This is a genomic window from Erwinia sp. JH02, assembly GCF_013074405.1.
GTDB lineage: Bacteria > Pseudomonadota > Gammaproteobacteria > Enterobacterales > Enterobacteriaceae > Erwinia > Erwinia rhapontici.
The window spans coordinates 86,563-103,588 of the sequence record NZ_JABANZ010000009.1; the positions used below are offsets into that span (position 1 = coordinate 86,563).

Genomic DNA, 17,026 nt, shown 5'->3' on the forward strand with positions numbered 1-17,026 from the left:
GATTAATCTGCCAGTAGTGTCAGGGCGGTGGTCATGGCCGCGACCAGCGCGTCCACATCTTCAACGGTATTATAAGGGGCGAAGGAGGCACGTAATGTCCCGCTGACGCCCAGGGCGGCCAGCAACGGCTGGGCGCAGTGCTGCCCGGCGCGCACGGCAATGCCGCTTTCGGCCAGTAGCATCACGACGTCACTGTGATGGATACCCGTAATATCAAATGCCAGCAGGCTGGAGTGGCTGGCGCGATAGCTGCGGAAACCGGGCAGTGCCGACAGACGTTGTTCGGCCTGTGTCGCCAGTTCACAACTCCAGCGCTCGGCGGCAGCTACATCGATGTGGCTTAACCACTCCAGCGCAGCACTCAGGCCAATGACGCCAGCCACATTAGGGGTGCCGGCTTCAAAGCACCACGGGACGGGTTGCGGGGTAAATCCCTCGAAGGTCACGCTGCTTATCATCTTGCCGCCCCCCTGCCAGGGCACCATTTCTGCCAGGCGTTCGGCTTTGCCATACAGCGCACCAATGCCCATCGGGCCGTACAGCTTATGTGCCGAAAAAGCATAAAAATCAATATCCAGTGCCTGTACATCCGGAGGGCAGTGCACCACGCCCTGGGCGCCATCGACCATCACTTTTGCACCACAGCCATGCGCAAGGCTGATGATCCGTTGCAGGTCAGGGCAACCGCCAGTGACGTTAGACATTTGCCCCACGGCCACCAGACGTGTGCGTGCATTCAGCAGTGCCGGGAGCAGATCGGGGTCTGGCAGGCGGTTTTTACCAATCGACCATTTGACGACGCGGGCACCCGTCTGTTCTGCCACCATCAGCCAGGGCACCAGATTAGCGTGGTGTTCCGCTTCGCTGACCACGATCTCATCCCCCGCTTGCAGGCGCGGGCGCAGCCAACTTTGTGCCACCAGATTGATCGCTTCAGTGGTGCCTTTGGTCCAGACAATATTGTGGCTGCTGGCGGCATTCAGCAGGTGTGCCACCTGTGCGCGGGCCTGTTCATAACGTTCGGTCAGGCGCTGTGCGGCAGCAAACTGGCTACGATGGACCGTACCCGCACTCAGGCGATAAAACTGTTCCGTGGCATCAATCACCGCCAGCGGTTTCAGCGCGGTGGCTGCGCTGTCGAGATAGCAGGTGGCATCGTTGAGTGCGGGGAACTGCTGGCGAAAGTGCCGCGGGTTAAATGACGTCATACTTTTTACGCGTTCCTCTGGGATGGTTCGTGCCTTTTTAGGACCAGACTGAAAGAGATGTGGTTTTCTGGCAAAGCTGAAAAAGCGCGTTATGCTGAATTATGACTGTTTATAGTGTTTACCCGCAAATAGAAGCGCTGTCTTAGTAGGATGTTAAACCCTTTTCTATTGTTATTTTGACAGCTCATCGGGTACTTCTTCTCATCACGGAGATATAAAAATGAAAAAGCTCGCCGCTGTGATCGCAGCCTGCACCATGACATTAGCTCTGGCTGGTTGTTCAAGCAATTATGTGATGCATACCAATGACGGCCGGACTATCGTTGCCGAGGGCAAACCTATGGTAGACGATGATACCGGGATGATCAGCTATAAAGATGCCAATGGGTCAAAACAGCAGATTAACCGCTCTGATGTCAAAGAGATGGTTGAGATGGGCCAGTAAAACGCAGGCAAAAAAAAGCACCGCCACAGGCGGTGCTATTAACAATCAATATGGACAGACAGGGTAAATCTACAGGAATAAAAGGTAGCCAGGCTACCAGACCTGAAAATCGTCAGGTCAAATGCAAACACAACATCACGACACAAGCCAAAAGCCCCTCAAAATTCCGCGCGTTAGCACCAAATTTCAAAACACTTTTCGTTCCGGCTCAGGAAGTGGCGCAACTATAGGTATTTGCTGGCAGTTCCTCAACGGACAATTTATAATGCCTCGGATAAAAAAAACTAATACGTAACTCTGTGTAACAGAGCAACGCCCGGCCTTGATGAAAAGTACCCATCTATCATGTCTAAACGTTTACCACCTTTGAATGCGCTGCGGGTTTTTGACGCTGCTGCGCGTCATCTCAGTTTTACCCGAGCGGCAGAAGAACTGTTTGTGACTCAGGCCGCTGTCAGTCATCAAATCAAGTCACTGGAAGACTTTCTGGGCCTTAAGCTGTTCCGTAGACGTAATCGATCTTTGCTGCTGACGGAAGAAGGGCAAAGCTATTACCTCGATATTAAAGAAATTTTCACCGCACTGAATGATGCCACGCGCAAGCTACAGGCCCGCAGTGCAAAAGGCGCACTGACGGTCAGTTTGCTGCCGAGTTTTGCCATTCAGTGGCTGGTGCCAAGACTGACCAGCTTTAACTCAGCTTATCCGGGGATCGACGTTCGTATCCAGGCCGTGGACCGCGATGAAGAGAAACTGGCTGATGATGTTGACGTGGCGATTTTCTACGGACGCGGTAACTGGCCGGGATTGCGGGTGGAAAAACTCTATGCGGAATACCTGCTGCCAGTCTGTTCACCGCTGCTGTTAACGGGCGATCGCCCGCTGACGTCGCCTGCGGCACTGGCAGGCCATACTTTACTGCATGATGCATCACGCCGTGACTGGCAGGCGTATACCCGACAACTGGGGCTGAACAGTATTAATGTTCAGCAGGGGCCGATTTTCAGCCACAGTGCCATGGTGCTCCAGGCGGCAATCCATGGACAAGGCGTTGCACTGGCTAATAACGTGATGGCGCAGAGCGAGATTGAAGCGGGCAGGTTAGTGTGCCCGTTTAATGATGTATTAGTCAGTAAAAATGCTTTTTATCTGGTTTGTCATGACAGTCAGGCAGAACTGGGTAAAATAGCCGCCTTCCGTCAGTGGATTCTGGCAAAAGCGGCCAGCGAACAAGAAAAATTTCGCTTTCGCTACGAACACTGACCGTGATGCCTTCGCCGCCGAGCGGCAGGGGTAATGAATAAAGAGACAGGGAGGGGCCTCCCTGTCCGGATAGAGGATGGTGTCATGTCCAGTCGTGCAATGCTGATTTTCTCCGCCATCAGTGGATTCTTCTACGTGATGCTGGGGGCATTTGGTGCCCACGTGTTAAGCAAGTCGCTGGGAAGCGCAGAGATGGCCTGGATTAAAACCGGGCTGGAGTATCAGGCGTTTCACACCCTGGCGATACTCGGTATGGCAGCAGCGATGCTGCGCCGTGCAAATATCTGGTTTTACTGGAGCAGCGCATTTTTAGCGCTGGGTACGGTATTGTTCAGCGGCAGCCTTTACTGCCTGGCGCTGTCCCACCTGAAGTTATGGGTTTATATCACCCCGATTGGCGGCACTGGCTTCCTGATCGGGTGGGTTCTGATGTTGGTTGGCGCGCTGCGTCTGAAAAAAAGGGCAGATCGCCATGAATAAAATTTTGCTGTATTGCCGTCAGGGTTTTGAGAAAGAGTGTGCGGCCGAAATTACCGCCAAAGCCGCTGAACGCGAAGTGTATGGCTTCGCCCGCGTGAAAGATGACTCTGCCTACGTGCTGTTTGAGTGCTATCAGCAGGGTGAAGCAGAAAAGTTGCTCAATGAGCTGCCGTTTAGCGAACTGATTTTCTCCCGCCAGATGATCGTGGTGGGTGAACTGCTGCGTGACCTGCCCACCGAGGACCGCATCTCGCCTGTCGCGGGGATGCTGACCGGTGTGGTAGAGAAGGGCGGCGATCTGCGTGTTGAAGTGCCGGACACCAATGCCAGCAAAGAGCTGCTGAAGTTCTGCCGTAAGTTTACCGTCCCGCTGCGTGCCAGCCTGCGTAAAGAAGGCATTCTGCTTAACTACGAAAGCAATAAGCGCCCGGTGGTTCACGTGTTCTTTATCGCTTCTGGCTGCTGTTATGTAGGGTATTCCCTGCCGCAGAATAATTCCGCGCTGTTTATGGGCATTCCGCGCCTGAAGTTCCCTTCCGATGCACCAAGCCGTTCCACGCTCAAGCTGGAAGAGGCTTTCCATGTCTTTATTCCTGCCGATGAGTGGGATGAGCGCCTGGCCAGCGGGATGTGGGCAGTGGATCTGGGGGCCTGTCCTGGCGGCTGGACCTATCAGCTTGTGCAGCGCAGCATGATGGTTAACGCGGTAGATAACGGTCCGATGGCACCGAGCCTGATGGATACCGGGCAGGTGTTCCATCAGCGTGAAGACGGCTTCAAATATCGCCCAACGCGTAGCAATAACTATTGGGTGGTCTGCGACATGGTAGAAAAACCGGTGCGTGTGGCAAATCTGATGGCGGACTGGCTGGTGAATGGCTGGTGTCGTGAGGCGATCTTTAACCTTAAGCTGCCGATGAAAAAACGCTATGAAGAGGTCTCGCAGAACCTGGCGATGATCGATGAAAAGCTGAAAGAAAATGGCATTAATGCACAGATTCAGGCGCGTCAGCTTTATCACGATCGTGAAGAAGTAACGGTACATATCCGCCGCATCTGGAGCGCTGCGCCGGGCCGCCGCGACGAAAAATAATCCAGAATGTAGGGGCGAGGCATGCCTCGCCCGTTGTTAAACGAGCCCGACCCTACGGCAAACGCAGATCCTTCAGATTCCCTTCCAGCACTAAATCCGTTTTAAGCGTTGCCACCTGCTGACAGATTTCCGCCATCTGCTGATGTTCGGCCAGTTTTTTGCGCCATTTTTCCGGCACGCGATCCAACTGCTGATAAATCTGCGCCAGACTGCCGAACTGTTGCAGTAGCTGGCTGGCACTTTTGGCCCCAATGCCCGCAACGCCGGGAATTTTGCTGCTGCTGATCCCCGCCAGCCCCCAGTAATCGGTCAGCTGTGCCGGAGCCACGCCAAATTCTGCGGCAATAAAAGGCACATCCAGCCAGCGTTTCTGGAAGTAATCACGAATTTGGATAGTCGGTGCCAGCAACTGGCAGTAGCCTTTGTCGGTCGACACAATCGTCGCCTGATGGCCTGCGGAGGCGACCTTGCTGGCCAGCGTTGCGGCCAGATCGTCAGCTTCATCGCCTTTTGAGTGCCAGCTGGCTACACCAATACTGGCAAAGGCAGCCCGGAGCAACGGCATTTCGTCACGCAGGGCATCCGGCATCGGTGAACGTCCCGCTTTGTAATCAGGCAGGATCTGATGGCGCCAGCTGTCGCTGCGATCATCATCATCAAAAACGGCCACGGCGTGCGTTGGGCGTGTGTGGAGCAACAATTGTTGCAGGGCATTCAGGCAGGTTTCCTGGCAAGGGGAGCCCTGAACCGCATGAATGCGCCGAATCAGATTCAGCGCATCGATAATTAACAGATGTATCATCAGATAACCCTGAGCGGCCCGCAGGCCGCTCTTTACTTAATGATTTCGTAACAGGGGATATACGCGCTGCCCGGCAGCTTCATACGGTGCTGCGCGACAAATCCTTGCAGCAGATCATCCATGCGACGCATGATTTCCGGGTCACCGTGCAGTTTGTACGGCCCTTTCTCTTTGATGGCCTTGATGCCCACATCTTTCACGTTACCGGCCACGATACCGGAGAACGCCCGACGCAGTGCAGCTGCCAGCTGTTCGGCAGGCTGTTCGGGAGAAAGATTGAGGTTTGCCATATTTTCATGGCTTGGCATAAAGGGCATTTGCAGGTCGGGCGCAATGCGTAATGCCCAGTTGAAACTGTAAGCATCGCCCGTTTCGCGGCGATACTCTTTCACTTTCGGCATCGCTTTTTTCATCAAACGTGCCACTTCGGCCGCATCATCAATAATGATGGTGTAGTGCTTGCGCGCGTCATCCCCCAGGGTACTGACAATGAACTCATCCAGCACGCGGAAGTAGTCGGCACTCTCTTTTGGCCCGGTGAGGATCAGCGGCAGAACCTGGTCATGGTTGTGTGGGTTCATCAGGATACCCAGCAGATAGAGCAGCTCCTCAGCTGTTCCGACCCCGCCGGGGAAGATGATAATGCCGTGGGCGATACGCACAAACGCTTCCAGGCGTTTTTCGATATCGGGCATGATGATCAGTTCATTCACCAGTGGGTTAGGCGGTTCGGCAGCAATGATCGAGGGTTCGGTCAGACCGATGAAACGGCTATCTCTGTAGCGCTGCTGGGCATGGCCCACCGCTGCCCCTTTCATCGGTGCTTCCATTACACCCGGCCCGCAGCCGGTGCAAATATTCAGTTCACGTAAGCCAAGCTGGGAGCCAACGTTGCGGCAGTATTGGTATTCAACGGCGTTGATTGAATGCCCCCCCCAGCACACCACGGTATTGGGCTCTTCCCCCACGTGCAGCGCACGCGCGTTGCGCAGGATAGAGAAGACCAGGTTGGTGATATGAACGGGATCTTCCGCTTTCAACTGCTGGAAGCGCCCGGCGTTATCGATCTGGCCGTTGAGGAACAAGATGTCGCGCAGAACGGCAAACAGGTTAGCCTGAAGCGCACGAATAATTCGCCCGTCAACAAATGCCTCTTCTGGCGGGTTGATCAGTTCCAGTTTGACGCCGCGCTCACGGCGCAGCACGTTAATATCAAAGCTTTCGAAGCGGGAAAGCAGTTCGTGGCTACTGTCGGTTTGACTGCCTGAATTCAGCACGGCAAGTGAGCAGTTACGGAATAACTGGTAGAGGTCGCTGCTGGCCGTGCGCTTCAGCATATCGACTTCGAGCTGTGAAAGCAGGTCCATTGAGCCGAGAGGGCTGACATGTGTAATCAAGTGAACTCCTTTACACCCGCAGGGGTGCAGTAACTCCGTGATGTGACGATCACAAAAGCAAAATGTCCTTGGGCCGCTGTCGCTGCCCGTTGTCAGAGTAGCCTTTTCCATTGATATTTAACAATAGCTTAACGTTGCGATCGGCGATTTACTGACGGACCAGTCTTGAACGGCTGGCGACAAACTTATCGTTGGTACGCCAGGGATTGATATCCAGACCACCACGCCGCGTATAGCGGGCATAAACGGTCAGACTCTCCGGCTGGCAGAAACGAAGAATATCGTTAAAGATGCGTTCGACGCACTGTTCGTGGAACTCATTATGATGGCGGAATGAGACCAGATAACGGAGCAGTGCCTCGCGCTGAATACGCGGGCCACGATAACTGATTTGCACTGACCCCCAGTCCGGCTGGTTAGTGATCAGACAGTTAGATTTGAGCAGGTGGCTGACCAGTTGCTCCTCAACGCGTTCGTTGCTGGTGGCATCGCGCAGATAGTCGGCATTGAACTGATAGTGATCAATCACAATGTCCTGCTCATCAATGCATTCGCCGTTGAAACGGCCGATGGGCTGGCCTTCAATCTCTTGCAGGCGGAATAGCGCAACGCTAACTTTACCCGCAGCACAGTCACTGAGATCGCGTTCCAGCGTCTGACGGACGTCACCCCAGTCGGCAAATTGCGTTTGATTAAAACTGTTCAGATACAGTTTAAAACTTTTGGATTCAATAAGATTAACGCTGCCGGCATCCAGAGTGACTTCACCCAGCGCCACCTGCGGTAGCCCTTTACTGTTCAGCCAGGACAGTTCGTACAGCGTCCAGATATCCGCGCCGCTGAACGGCAGATTATCGGGATACAGGCCCAGCGGTTCACGGTTCAGGCTACGCGGGACAGCCTGTAACAGCTCTGGTTGATAGCTGTCGTGATATTCTGTGGGTTTCCCCAGAGTCAGGCCTTCCAGTGCCTGATGATGGTCGTATGAAGACATGGTGTTACCTTGTGTTACTTTAGGGTGCCCGCCGTGGCAGGCAGCTTGAAGAGTGTCGTGTACCGATGTGCACACCAGGTTGTCAGTGTAACCCAGCCAGCAAAGAGTGAAAAAATAATGATCGAAGAAACCTCCCAGGCCCTACGCGATTTTAGCCAGCGCTATTGCGATCTCTGGCAGCAGCAGCATGGTCATGCACCGGCGAGCGCCGATCTGTACGGCATTCCCTCGCCTTGCGTCACCGCCACCCATAATGATGAAGTCTGGTGGCAGCCACAGCCCTTTACGCTGGCAAAAAACCTGGATGCCGTTGAACGTGCACTGGATATCAGCTTGCAGCCCTCGATCACCGGATTCTATACCGCACAATTTGCCGGTGACATGATGGGAACTTATGCCGGACACCAGGTGTCTTTGGTACAGGTGTGGAGTGAAGACGATTTTGTGCGCGTGCAGGAAAATCTGATTGGGCACCTGGTGATGAAGCGTCGTCTTAAACACTCTCCTACTCTGTTTATTGCTACTACGGAATCTGAACTGGAGGTGGTGTCGGTTTGTAATCTCAATGGCGAAGTGATTATTGAGCAGTTAGGAACGCAAAAACGGCAGGTCATCTCCCCTTCAATTGAGAATTTTCTTATTTCTTTACAACCCCTTAGCGAACGTTGCTGAGAGTTTGCCCGTTCATTTTGTGCGAGATGTCTCACGTGCTCTGTGAGAGATCGCATCCCTTTGATGCAGACATATCAATCGTTCTAATTGTAAAAATATTGTAGATCATCACGTTAGGGTACTGATTGTGATAACACGCCTGTGAGATGCGTAAAAAACTGGCACGGGTGTCTTGTTTGCTTATGCTGAACAGGCAAAATAGCACCCATCGCAAAGGACAGTCAGGGTTGAACGAACATCAGGACGATGTGCTCATGGAATGAGTTGGACCCGTCAGGATGACGTATCAGGGAAAGGCTTCCGGATGAAGCGTGGAAACCTCAGGGAGAGGTAAAGGACACCTCCAGGACGGAGAATGTGGACCGAACAAGGTAGTCGGTGATCATGGACGTCAAAGGATTCGCATCAGGATGGTGCACGCTATGGAGAGTGTCAGGAATAGTTTTCAAGGATGAGCAGGGAGCATAAATGTAGCTGGAACGCTGCAAACGGACCAGGGGCACTGTATATACAGTGCCCCTTTTTTCGTTGAAATTTTTACCCGGCACGGTGCGGATGCTATGCTTTGCGACCTTTATCCCCAACGCTTAATCAGGAGGTTGCTCATGAGCCGTGAACAACAGGTGCAGGAACGGTTGCTGGCCATTGAAACGCAGCTTAAACAGGCGGGTTTATGGCAGGCTATTGCCCCAAATAGTGAGGCGTTTGCCAGCACAGAACCTTTCTGCGTCGATACCATGACGCCATTACAATGGCTGCAATGGATATTCCTGCCGCGCATGCAGGCGCTGCTGGATGCCGGTGCGCCGCTGCCGACAACGTTGGCGATAGCGCCTTACTATGAAGTGTGGCTGGAAGGTGAGATCCCGGAGCGTGCGCAACTGTTGCACCTTTTAAATGCCTTTGACCAGTTATTTGAGTCACAAAACTGATGCTGGAAATTATTTATCAGGATCAGTGGCTGGTGGCGGTGAATAAGCCGTCCGGCTGGCTGGTTCACCGCAGTTGGCTGGACCGTCATGAAACCCGTTTTGTGATGCAAACGGTGCGAGACCAGATTGGCCAGCACGTGTTTACCGTGCACCGGTTGGATCGGCCAACGTCCGGCGTACTGCTGATGGCGCTGTCGAGTGATGTGGCGCGTTTATTGTCAGAACAATTTGAACAGCATCAGTTGCAGAAAACCTATCATGCCGTGGTACGCGGCTGGCTGGAAGGTGATGAGGTACTGGACTATGCGCTGACCGAAGAACTGGACAAAATTGCGGATAAGTTTAGCCAGCCTGAAAAAGCGCCGCAGTCGGCCGTCACCCATTGGCGTGGGCTGGCCACTGCCGAACTGCCCGTGCCCGTCGGCCCTTATCAAACCTCGCGCTATTCTCTGGTAGAGATGAAACCGGAATCCGGGCGTAAGCATCAGTTGCGTCGTCATATGACCCATCTGCGCCACCCGATTATCGGCGATAGCGCCCATGGCGATTTGAAGCAGAATCGCAGTGCTGCGGCAAACTTCGGGATGAACCGACTTATGCTGCACGCCAGCGAACTATGCCTGGCGCACCCGGTAACCCAGGTGCCATTGGTGCTGCGTGCCGGGCTGGATGACGTCTGGCAAACGGCGATGACGCAGTTCGACTGGCAGCACTGTCTCCCTGATATTCCACGGGTTGAGTTCGCGACGGAAAGCCCGCAGGATAGTGAACAACGATAAGCATTCCAAAATGGAGAAGAGCATGGCTGAGGTAGGCATTTTTGTTGGCACCGTTTACGGTAATGCCCTGTTGGTGGCCGAAGAGGCTGAACCACTGCTGGTTGCGGCGGGCCATCAGGTGAAGATTTTTGAAGATCCCACGTTGGAAGACTGGCAGCACTATGCGCAGAAAGCCGTGCTGGTGATCACGTCAACCACTGGACAAGGCGATCTGCCGGACAGCATTGCTTCCCTTTACGCTGGCATCAAAGATAAGTTGGGTTACCAGCCTGAGCTGCGTTATGGCATTATCGCGCTGGGCGATAGCAGCTATGATGAGTTCTGCGGCGGCGGCAAAAAATTTGCTGACCTGTTACAGGATCAAAGTGCTATCCGCGTGGGTGAGATGCTGCTGGTGGATGCCACGGAAAACCCGGAGCCGGAAGAGGTCACCTCTCCGTGGGTTGAGCAGTGGGCTAAGCTCATTGCATAATTGACGAGCGGGTCTGCAATGCAGGCCCGCCTCGCAGCGGATCCCGAACCTACAGTTTTAGCCGCTCCTTCGCCAGCCGTGCCACGTTCTGCATCTCATCCAACAGCTCAAACAATTCAGGCTCTACCTGAGTGATATCCTCACTCTGACGCAGGCTTTGTTCCAGTGCCAGGCAGAGTTGCTTCATGCGTGGTACTCCGCTGTAGCTGGCGCTACCATGCAGTTTATGGATGATATCGCGCAGTGAAGTTGTATTATTCTCCGTCATATATTGCTCTATCAGCATCTGAACTTCCGGTAAGAAATCCACCAGCATCTGCAACAAATCGCGTGCCAGATCGGGTTTATTCGCCGCCTGACGTAACGCGAGTGCCCAGTCGAGGGACGCCGGTACTTCAATCACCGGCAGCGACATGCGTTGCCCGCCAGGTGAATAGCGTGCCAGCAGTCGACTCAGTTTCTGCTCATCGATAGGTTTGGCGAGGTAATCGTTCATCCCGGCTTTGATCAGCTGTTCCCTTTCGCCATCCAGTGCGTGCGCCGTGACCGCCACTATCGGTGTATTGGCGTGCTGTGGCAGGGTACGAATGGCTTCACTGGCACGAATGCCGTCGATCTCCGGCATCTGAATATCCATTAAAATAATATCCAGATGCTGATGACGCGCCTGATTAATCGCCGCTTCACCACTGTCACACAGCACAATGTGCGCGACTTGCTCTTCCAGCAGTGCTCCAATCAGCTTCAGGTTAGCCAGGTTATCATCCACCGCCATCACACGCAGCGGCAGACGGTGCCGTTCGGTCAGTGGCAGGGCATCACGGTGATGATGATCGACCAGAACGGGGATCAGACGGGTCATGGATATCGGTTTAATCAGGCAGGCCGTCACACCGCGTGCTTTGAGCTCTTCCGCATAAACCTGCATCTGGAATGGCAGAGCCATAATGACGCTGTTAGCACGTTGTAGTATTGGCGTCAGCTGTTCTCCGGTGATCTCAAGATTTTGCGGGTCAGCTACCGGAACGCCCATCAGCAGCACATCATAGTGTGCTTCCGGAAGTTCACTCAGTGACGGGCTGTAGCTGATGTTCATTGGCGTTGCGGCCAGCATCTCCATCAGCGCTTTCGCGGCCGTGGCGTTGGGTTCGACATAAGCCATGCGCTGGCCTTCGATGCAATCCATCACCCGTGGATCACTGGCAGCGTTCGGATTCAGGGCCAGATTAACGTGGAACCAGAAGGTGGAACCGTGATTGAGGCGGCTGTGGAACGAGATTTCGCCGCCCATTTCATTAACCAGTTTCTGAGTGATCACCAGACCCAGCCCGGTGCCGCCGTGACGGCGCGAAATACTGGCATCCGCCTGACGAAACGCCTGAAACAGCTGCGACTGCTGCTTTTCTGAAATCCCGATGCCGCTGTCATGAATCTGAACTTCCAGCTCCATACGGTTATTACTCAGGGCGCGTTTCTCCACGCGAATATCAATATTGCCACGTTCGGTGAACTTGATTGCGTTGCCGAGCAGGTTGACGATGATTTGCTGCATGCGCAGCGGATCGCCAATGGCATTATCCGGCACGTCACTCTGGATATTAAGCGTGAGCTCCAGTCCTTTCTCATGTGCGGACTGCGCCAGCAGAACCACCACTTCATCCAGCGTGGCACGCAGCGGGAAGGGGATGGTCTCCAGTATTAATTTTCCGGCTTCAAGTTTTGAGAAGTCGAGCACATCGTTAATGATGCTTAACAGGTTATTCGCCGATCGTTCAATGGTATGAAGATAATCGCGCTGGGTGGAATTCAGCGTGGTTTTGAGCGTCTGGCGGGTAAAGCCAATCACGCCGTTTAACGGCGTGCGCAGCTCATGTGACATATTGGCGAGGAACTCTGATTTAATACGCGCGGCTTCCTGGGCGCGTTTTTTAGCCAGATCCAACTCGACGTTTTGGATCTCCATCTGTTCCAGCGTTTCACGCAAGTCAGAGGTGGCCTGGTCGATATTTTGCTGCATCTCTTCGTGATAGGCGGTAAGAGACATGGCCATCGAGTTGATGCCGTTTTTCAGCACATCGAGTTCACCCAGCATATGCCCTTCTACGCGGCTGTCTAGCTGGCCACGGCGGATGCGGTCAACGGTACTCACCATATTGCGGATCGGCCCGGTGACATCGCGCATCAGACGGTAGGCAAACAGCATGGCAATACACAGGCAAAGCAGCAGCAAGAGGGTAGAGATAAACACCTCTTTATACTGCTGTAGCCTGACGGATTGCAGATCCAGCTCAATGGCGACATAACCGAGGGGATTACCATTGGGTTTCGCATCCTGGCCCGGCGATTCATCCGGATAATAGCTTTCGGAGAGGATGGGGGTACGCAGGATCACGGAGTTTCCGTGGCGCTGTTTCATATAGCGAGTGGTTAACGGCGTGTTGTCCGGCAGGCGCAGCAGGTCGGGCGTCTGATGGTAGTTTGACGTGACAAACAACTGATTGTGATCGTCGAAAACCGAAATGGCCCGCACAATATCTGAATGACGGCGATGCAGCAGGCTGACCAGTTGGCGCACGGACTCTTTACTGTGAAAGGTCATGCCATATTCACTTGAGACCGCCAGCGGTTCGATAATATTGACCCCGGCATCGGTGAGCTGGCTCTGTAATTCGTTATATCGGTTCACGACGAAAAACGTGGAGAGCAGCAGCCCAATCATCAGCGTGGGTGCCAGAATCAAAATCATCATTCGAGCCCGCAGGCTGTATTTGGTCATAATATTCCCTGTGCGCGGTGTTTCGCTCTGTGCCGTCCAACTGGCGCTGTGTTCAGAGGCAGGCAATACCCGATTTTCCTGCCGATAATGATGACGTGTGAATCACAAAGAAACAATGATGAAATTCTACCCTGAAAGATTGTGTTGCCCCATCGTGAAGCGTGAACATAAGGCGTCATTTCAGATTGATGATAGCGTTCAGCGCCACGCTTTGTGGCAGGACATTGGCATGAACGTCACGAACAGGGGCAGGCAAAGGCTTGTATCAGTTCTTCCTGCTCAGTAACGCAGAATGATAAATTTTTTTTTAAAAACTGGAACAGTTTTCGCATAAGCCTAAGCTATAGCAGCTGACTGTATCGCCACACACCGATGAAATGTGCTTTTGAAATGAGAAATTGGGCTCAGACGCCAGGAAAAATGGCTGAAAATGTCGCAGGTGTGGAAGGCGTTGCAGCAATAGTCGTGAAGGCTGCGTATAATGCGGGATTCAATAATCTGAAAACAACGGCGTCACTGTGTACGGCGAAGATCCATGGTGCTGTTTAGCTGAAAATAAGGCCTGAACAGAGGCTATTCCAGGAGAGGATATGGTTGCGGTAAGAAGTGCACATCTGAATACAGCTGGCGAGTTTGCGCTCGACCAATGGATCACCAGTCTGGGGATCTCCAACCAGCAGTCATGTGAACGACTGGCCGATACCTGGCGCTATTGTGAAACAGCGACCAAAAATCATCCTGACGCAGCACTGTTACTGTGGCGTGGCGTCGAGATGGTAGAAATCCTCTCAATGCTCAGCATGGACAACGAAACGCTGCGTGCCGCTTTGCTGTTCCCATTGGCCGATGCCAACGTGGTGAGCGAAGAGGTTCTGGAAGAGCAGCACGGTAAAGCCATTGTCTCGCTGGTGCATGGCGTGCGCGATATGGATGCCATCCGTCAGTTAAAAGCGACCCACAATGATTCGATGGCCTCAGAGCAGGTCGATAACGTGCGCCGCATGCTGCTTGCGATGGTGGAAGATTTCCGCTGTGTGGTGATTAAGCTGGCGGAGCGTATTGCCCACCTGCGTGAAGTGAAAGACGCGCCGGAAGATGAACGCGTCCTGGCGGCAAAAGAGTGCACCAATATTTATGCTCCGCTGGCAAACCGCCTGGGTATCGGCCAGCTTAAATGGGAGCTGGAGGACTTCTGCTTCCGTTATCTGCATCCTGATGAATACAAACGTATTGCCAAACTGCTGCACGAGCGTCGTATCGATCGGGAAGACTACATTGATACTTTCGTGCAGTCGCTGCGCACGGAGATTGTGAAAGAGGGCGTGAAGGCCGAGGTGTATGGTCGCCCAAAACATATCTACAGCATCTGGCGCAAGATGCAGAAAAAGTCGCTGTCGTTTGATGAGTTGTTCGATGTGCGCGCGGTGCGCATCGTGGCTGAGCGTTTGCAGGACTGTTATGGTGCGCTGGGTATCGTCCATACTCTGTACCGCCATATACCGAGCGAATTTGACGACTACGTTGCCAACCCTAAGCCGAACGGCTACCAGTCTATTCATACCGTGGTTCTCGGGCCAAAGGGTAAAACCGTCGAGATTCAGATCCGTACCCGCCAGATGCATGAAGATGCCGAGCTGGGCGTTGCCGCGCACTGGAAATATAAAGAGGGTGCAGCAAGTGGCAGCGCTCGCGGGGCTTCCGGCCACGAAGAACGTATTGCCTGGCTGCGTAAGCTGATTACCTGGCAGGAAGAGATGGCGGACAGCGGCGAGTTGCTCGACGAAGTACGCAGCCAGGTGTTCGACGACCGGGTTTATGTCTTTACGCCGAAAGGGGATGTGGTCGATCTGCCGGCCGGGTCCACACCGCTGGACTTTGCTTACCATATCCACAGCGATATCGGCCACCGTTGCATCGGCGCGAAAATCAGCGGGCGCATTGTGCCGTTCACCTATCAGCTGCAGATGGGCGACCAGATTGACATCATCACTCAGAAGCAGCCGAACCCAAGCCGGGACTGGCTGAACCCGAACCTGGGCTATGTCACCACCAGCCGGGGGCGCTCGAAGATCCACGCCTGGTTCCGCAAACAGGATCGTGACAAGAATATTATTGCCGGGCGTCAAATCCTCGACAGCGAACTGGACCATCTTGATATCAATCTGAAAGATGCCGAGAAGCTGCTGCTACCGCGCTACAACTTCAACACGCTGGATGAGCTGCTGGCCGCGATTGGCGGTGGCGATGTCCGTCTCAACCAGATGAGCAACTTCCTGCAGTCGAAGCTGAACAAGCCAAGCGCTGAGGAAGAAGATCGTGAAGCGCTGCAAAAACTGACGCAGAAAACCTCTAACAGCGTACCTCGTAGCAAAGAGAGCGGCCGCGTGGTGGTGGAAGGGGTCGGTAATCTGATGCACCACATTGCGCGCTGCTGCCAGCCGATTCCGGGTGACGATATCACCGGGTTTATCACCCAGGGACGCGGAATTTCGATTCACCGTGCCGACTGTGACCAGTTGGCGGATCTGATGTCTCATGCACCGGAACGTATCGTCGATGCGGTCTGGGGTGAGACTTATTCCAGCGGTTATTCCTTGGTGGTGCGTGTTACCGCGAACGATCGCAGCGGCCTGTTGCGCGATATCACCACCATCCTGGCCAATGAAAAAGTGAACGTGCTGGGCGTATCCAGCCACAGTGACACCAAAAAGCAGCTGGCGACGATTGATATGGATATTGAGATCTATAACCAGCAGGTGTTGAGCCGGGTGATAGCACGGCTTAACCAGGTCCCGGATATCATCGACGCTAAGAGATTGCATTAACCGGGCCGGGCATGCCCGGCCCCTGGTGCCCGGTTCGATCGTAGGGGCGACGCATGCGTCGCCCTCCTAATTCAACATGGAATACACTATGACTTCTCTCGATCGCCTGCTGGGCATCATGAAAACCCTGCGCGATCCGGAACACGGCTGCCCGTGGGATCGCCAGCAGACTTTTGCCTCTATTGCCCCTTATACCCTCGAAGAAACCTACGAAGTGATTGATGCGATTAACCGCGCTGATTTTGACGATCTGCGCGGTGAGCTGGGTGATCTCCTGTTCCAGGTGGTGTTTTACGCTCAGATGGCGCAGGAAGAGGGGCGCTTTAACTTCGACGATATCTGCAATGCGATCAGCGATAAACTGGAACGCCGCCATCCGCATATCTTTGCCGATGCGCAGGTCAGCGACAGTGCTGAGGTGTTGGTCAACTGGGAAAAAATTAAAAGCGATGAGCGTGCCGGAAAAGCACAGCATTCGGCGCTGGATGATATCCCACATGCCTTGCCTGCTCTGATGCGTGCTCACAAAATCCAGAAGCGTTGCAGTCACGTGGGCTTCGACTGGACCACGATTGGACCGGTGCTCGATAAAGTGCATGAAGAGATTGATGAAGTGATGCATGAAGCGCAGCAGGCGGTCATCGATCAGGACAAGCTGGAAGAAGAGATTGGCGATCTGCTGTTTGCCACGGTCAACCTGTCACGGCACCTCGGCAGTAAAGCCGAAACTGCATTGCAGAAGGCCAATACCAAGTTTGAACGTCGTTTTCGCCAGGTTGAGCAGATTATTGCCGCAGGAGGGATGGAAATGCAGCAGGCGACCCTCGAACAGATGGAAGCCGCATGGCAGGTTGTGAAATCTCAGGAATAATTGGCTGACACGATTCA

15 protein-coding genes are annotated in these 17,026 nt (G+C 53.8%); 10 read left to right on the forward strand and 5 right to left on the reverse strand.

Going from position 1 to position 17,026, the window contains the following annotated elements; all coding sequences use genetic code 11:
- Positions 1–2: 2 nt before the first annotated feature.
- Positions 3–1,208 (reverse strand): cysteine desulfurase CsdA, encoded by a 1,206-nt coding sequence (gene csdA, locus HHI26_RS19885; RefSeq protein ID WP_133846065.1) that lies wholly within the window; start codon positions 1,206–1,208, stop codon positions 3–5.
- A gap of 220 nt (positions 1,209–1,428) precedes the next feature.
- Between csdA and HHI26_RS19890 the strand changes: the two genes are divergently transcribed.
- From HHI26_RS19890 to rlmM, 4 genes are all read left to right on the forward strand, one after another.
- A complete protein-coding gene (locus tag HHI26_RS19890; RefSeq protein ID WP_133846064.1) occupies positions 1,429–1,653 on the forward strand; it encodes a YgdI/YgdR family lipoprotein in 225 nt (74 codons plus the stop codon).
- Between the two features lie 345 nt (positions 1,654–1,998).
- Complete coding sequence (locus tag HHI26_RS19895) at positions 1,999–2,916, forward strand: transcriptional regulator GcvA (protein ID WP_159337933.1); 918 nt, start codon at positions 1,999–2,001, stop codon at positions 2,914–2,916.
- A gap of 84 nt (positions 2,917–3,000) precedes the next feature.
- Positions 3,001–3,396 (forward strand): DUF423 domain-containing protein, encoded by a 396-nt coding sequence (locus HHI26_RS19900; RefSeq protein ID WP_133846062.1) that lies wholly within the window; start codon positions 3,001–3,003, stop codon positions 3,394–3,396.
- Positions 3,389–4,489: a 23S rRNA (cytidine(2498)-2'-O)-methyltransferase RlmM gene (gene rlmM / locus HHI26_RS19905; RefSeq protein ID WP_133846061.1), complete on the forward strand. Its 1,101-nt coding sequence runs from the start codon at positions 3,389–3,391 to the stop codon at positions 4,487–4,489. Before HHI26_RS19900 ends, rlmM begins: the two co-directional genes overlap by 8 nt.
- 52 nt (positions 4,490–4,541) lie before the next feature.
- Here rlmM and xni read toward each other — a convergent pair whose 3' ends face one another.
- From xni to queF, 3 genes are all read right to left on the reverse strand, one after another.
- Entirely contained in the window at positions 4,542–5,291 is a 750-nt protein-coding gene (gene xni / locus HHI26_RS19910; protein WP_133846060.1) for a flap endonuclease Xni, read from the reverse strand.
- Positions 5,292–5,323: 32 nt separating this feature from the next.
- On the reverse strand, positions 5,324–6,688 hold the full coding sequence (gene ppnN, locus HHI26_RS19915; RefSeq protein ID WP_171149562.1) for a nucleotide 5'-monophosphate nucleosidase PpnN: 1,365 nt from the start codon (positions 6,686–6,688) through the stop codon (positions 5,324–5,326).
- Between the two features lie 148 nt (positions 6,689–6,836).
- Complete coding sequence (queF, locus tag HHI26_RS19920) at positions 6,837–7,682, reverse strand: NADPH-dependent 7-cyano-7-deazaguanine reductase QueF (protein ID WP_133846058.1); 846 nt, start codon at positions 7,680–7,682, stop codon at positions 6,837–6,839.
- 117 nt (positions 7,683–7,799) lie between these two features.
- On the opposite strand from queF, the gene syd reads away from it, so the two are divergent.
- The 4 genes from syd (at position 7,800) to HHI26_RS19940 (ending at position 10,537) form a co-directional block, all read left to right on the forward strand.
- Positions 7,800–8,354: a SecY-interacting protein gene (gene syd, locus HHI26_RS19925; RefSeq protein ID WP_159337937.1), complete on the forward strand. Its 555-nt coding sequence runs from the start codon at positions 7,800–7,802 to the stop codon at positions 8,352–8,354.
- Between the two features lie 605 nt (positions 8,355–8,959).
- A complete protein-coding gene (locus HHI26_RS19930) occupies positions 8,960–9,286 on the forward strand; it encodes a YqcC family protein (RefSeq protein WP_133846056.1) in 327 nt (108 codons plus the stop codon).
- Positions 9,286–10,065, forward strand: coding sequence for a tRNA pseudouridine(65) synthase TruC (truC, locus tag HHI26_RS19935; RefSeq protein ID WP_133846055.1), 780 nt, complete (start codon positions 9,286–9,288; stop codon positions 10,063–10,065). The genes HHI26_RS19930 and truC overlap by 1 nt, the downstream gene beginning before the upstream one ends.
- A 22-nt stretch (positions 10,066–10,087) precedes the next feature.
- Positions 10,088–10,537, forward strand: coding sequence for a flavodoxin (locus tag HHI26_RS19940; RefSeq protein ID WP_133846054.1), 450 nt, complete (start codon positions 10,088–10,090; stop codon positions 10,535–10,537).
- Positions 10,538–10,586: 49 nt separating this feature from the next.
- Here HHI26_RS19940 and barA read toward each other — a convergent pair whose 3' ends face one another.
- Positions 10,587–13,313: a two-component sensor histidine kinase BarA gene (gene barA / locus HHI26_RS19945; RefSeq protein WP_133846053.1), complete on the reverse strand. Its 2,727-nt coding sequence runs from the start codon at positions 13,311–13,313 to the stop codon at positions 10,587–10,589.
- Positions 13,314–13,903: 590 nt separating this feature from the next.
- Between barA and relA the strand changes: the two genes are divergently transcribed.
- Positions 13,904–16,138, forward strand: coding sequence for a GTP diphosphokinase (relA, locus tag HHI26_RS19950; RefSeq protein ID WP_133846052.1), 2,235 nt, complete (start codon positions 13,904–13,906; stop codon positions 16,136–16,138).
- 88 nt (positions 16,139–16,226) lie between these two features.
- On the forward strand, positions 16,227–17,009 hold the full coding sequence (mazG, locus tag HHI26_RS19955; protein ID WP_171149563.1) for a nucleoside triphosphate pyrophosphohydrolase: 783 nt from the start codon (positions 16,227–16,229) through the stop codon (positions 17,007–17,009).
- Positions 17,010–17,026: the final 17 nt, after the last annotated feature.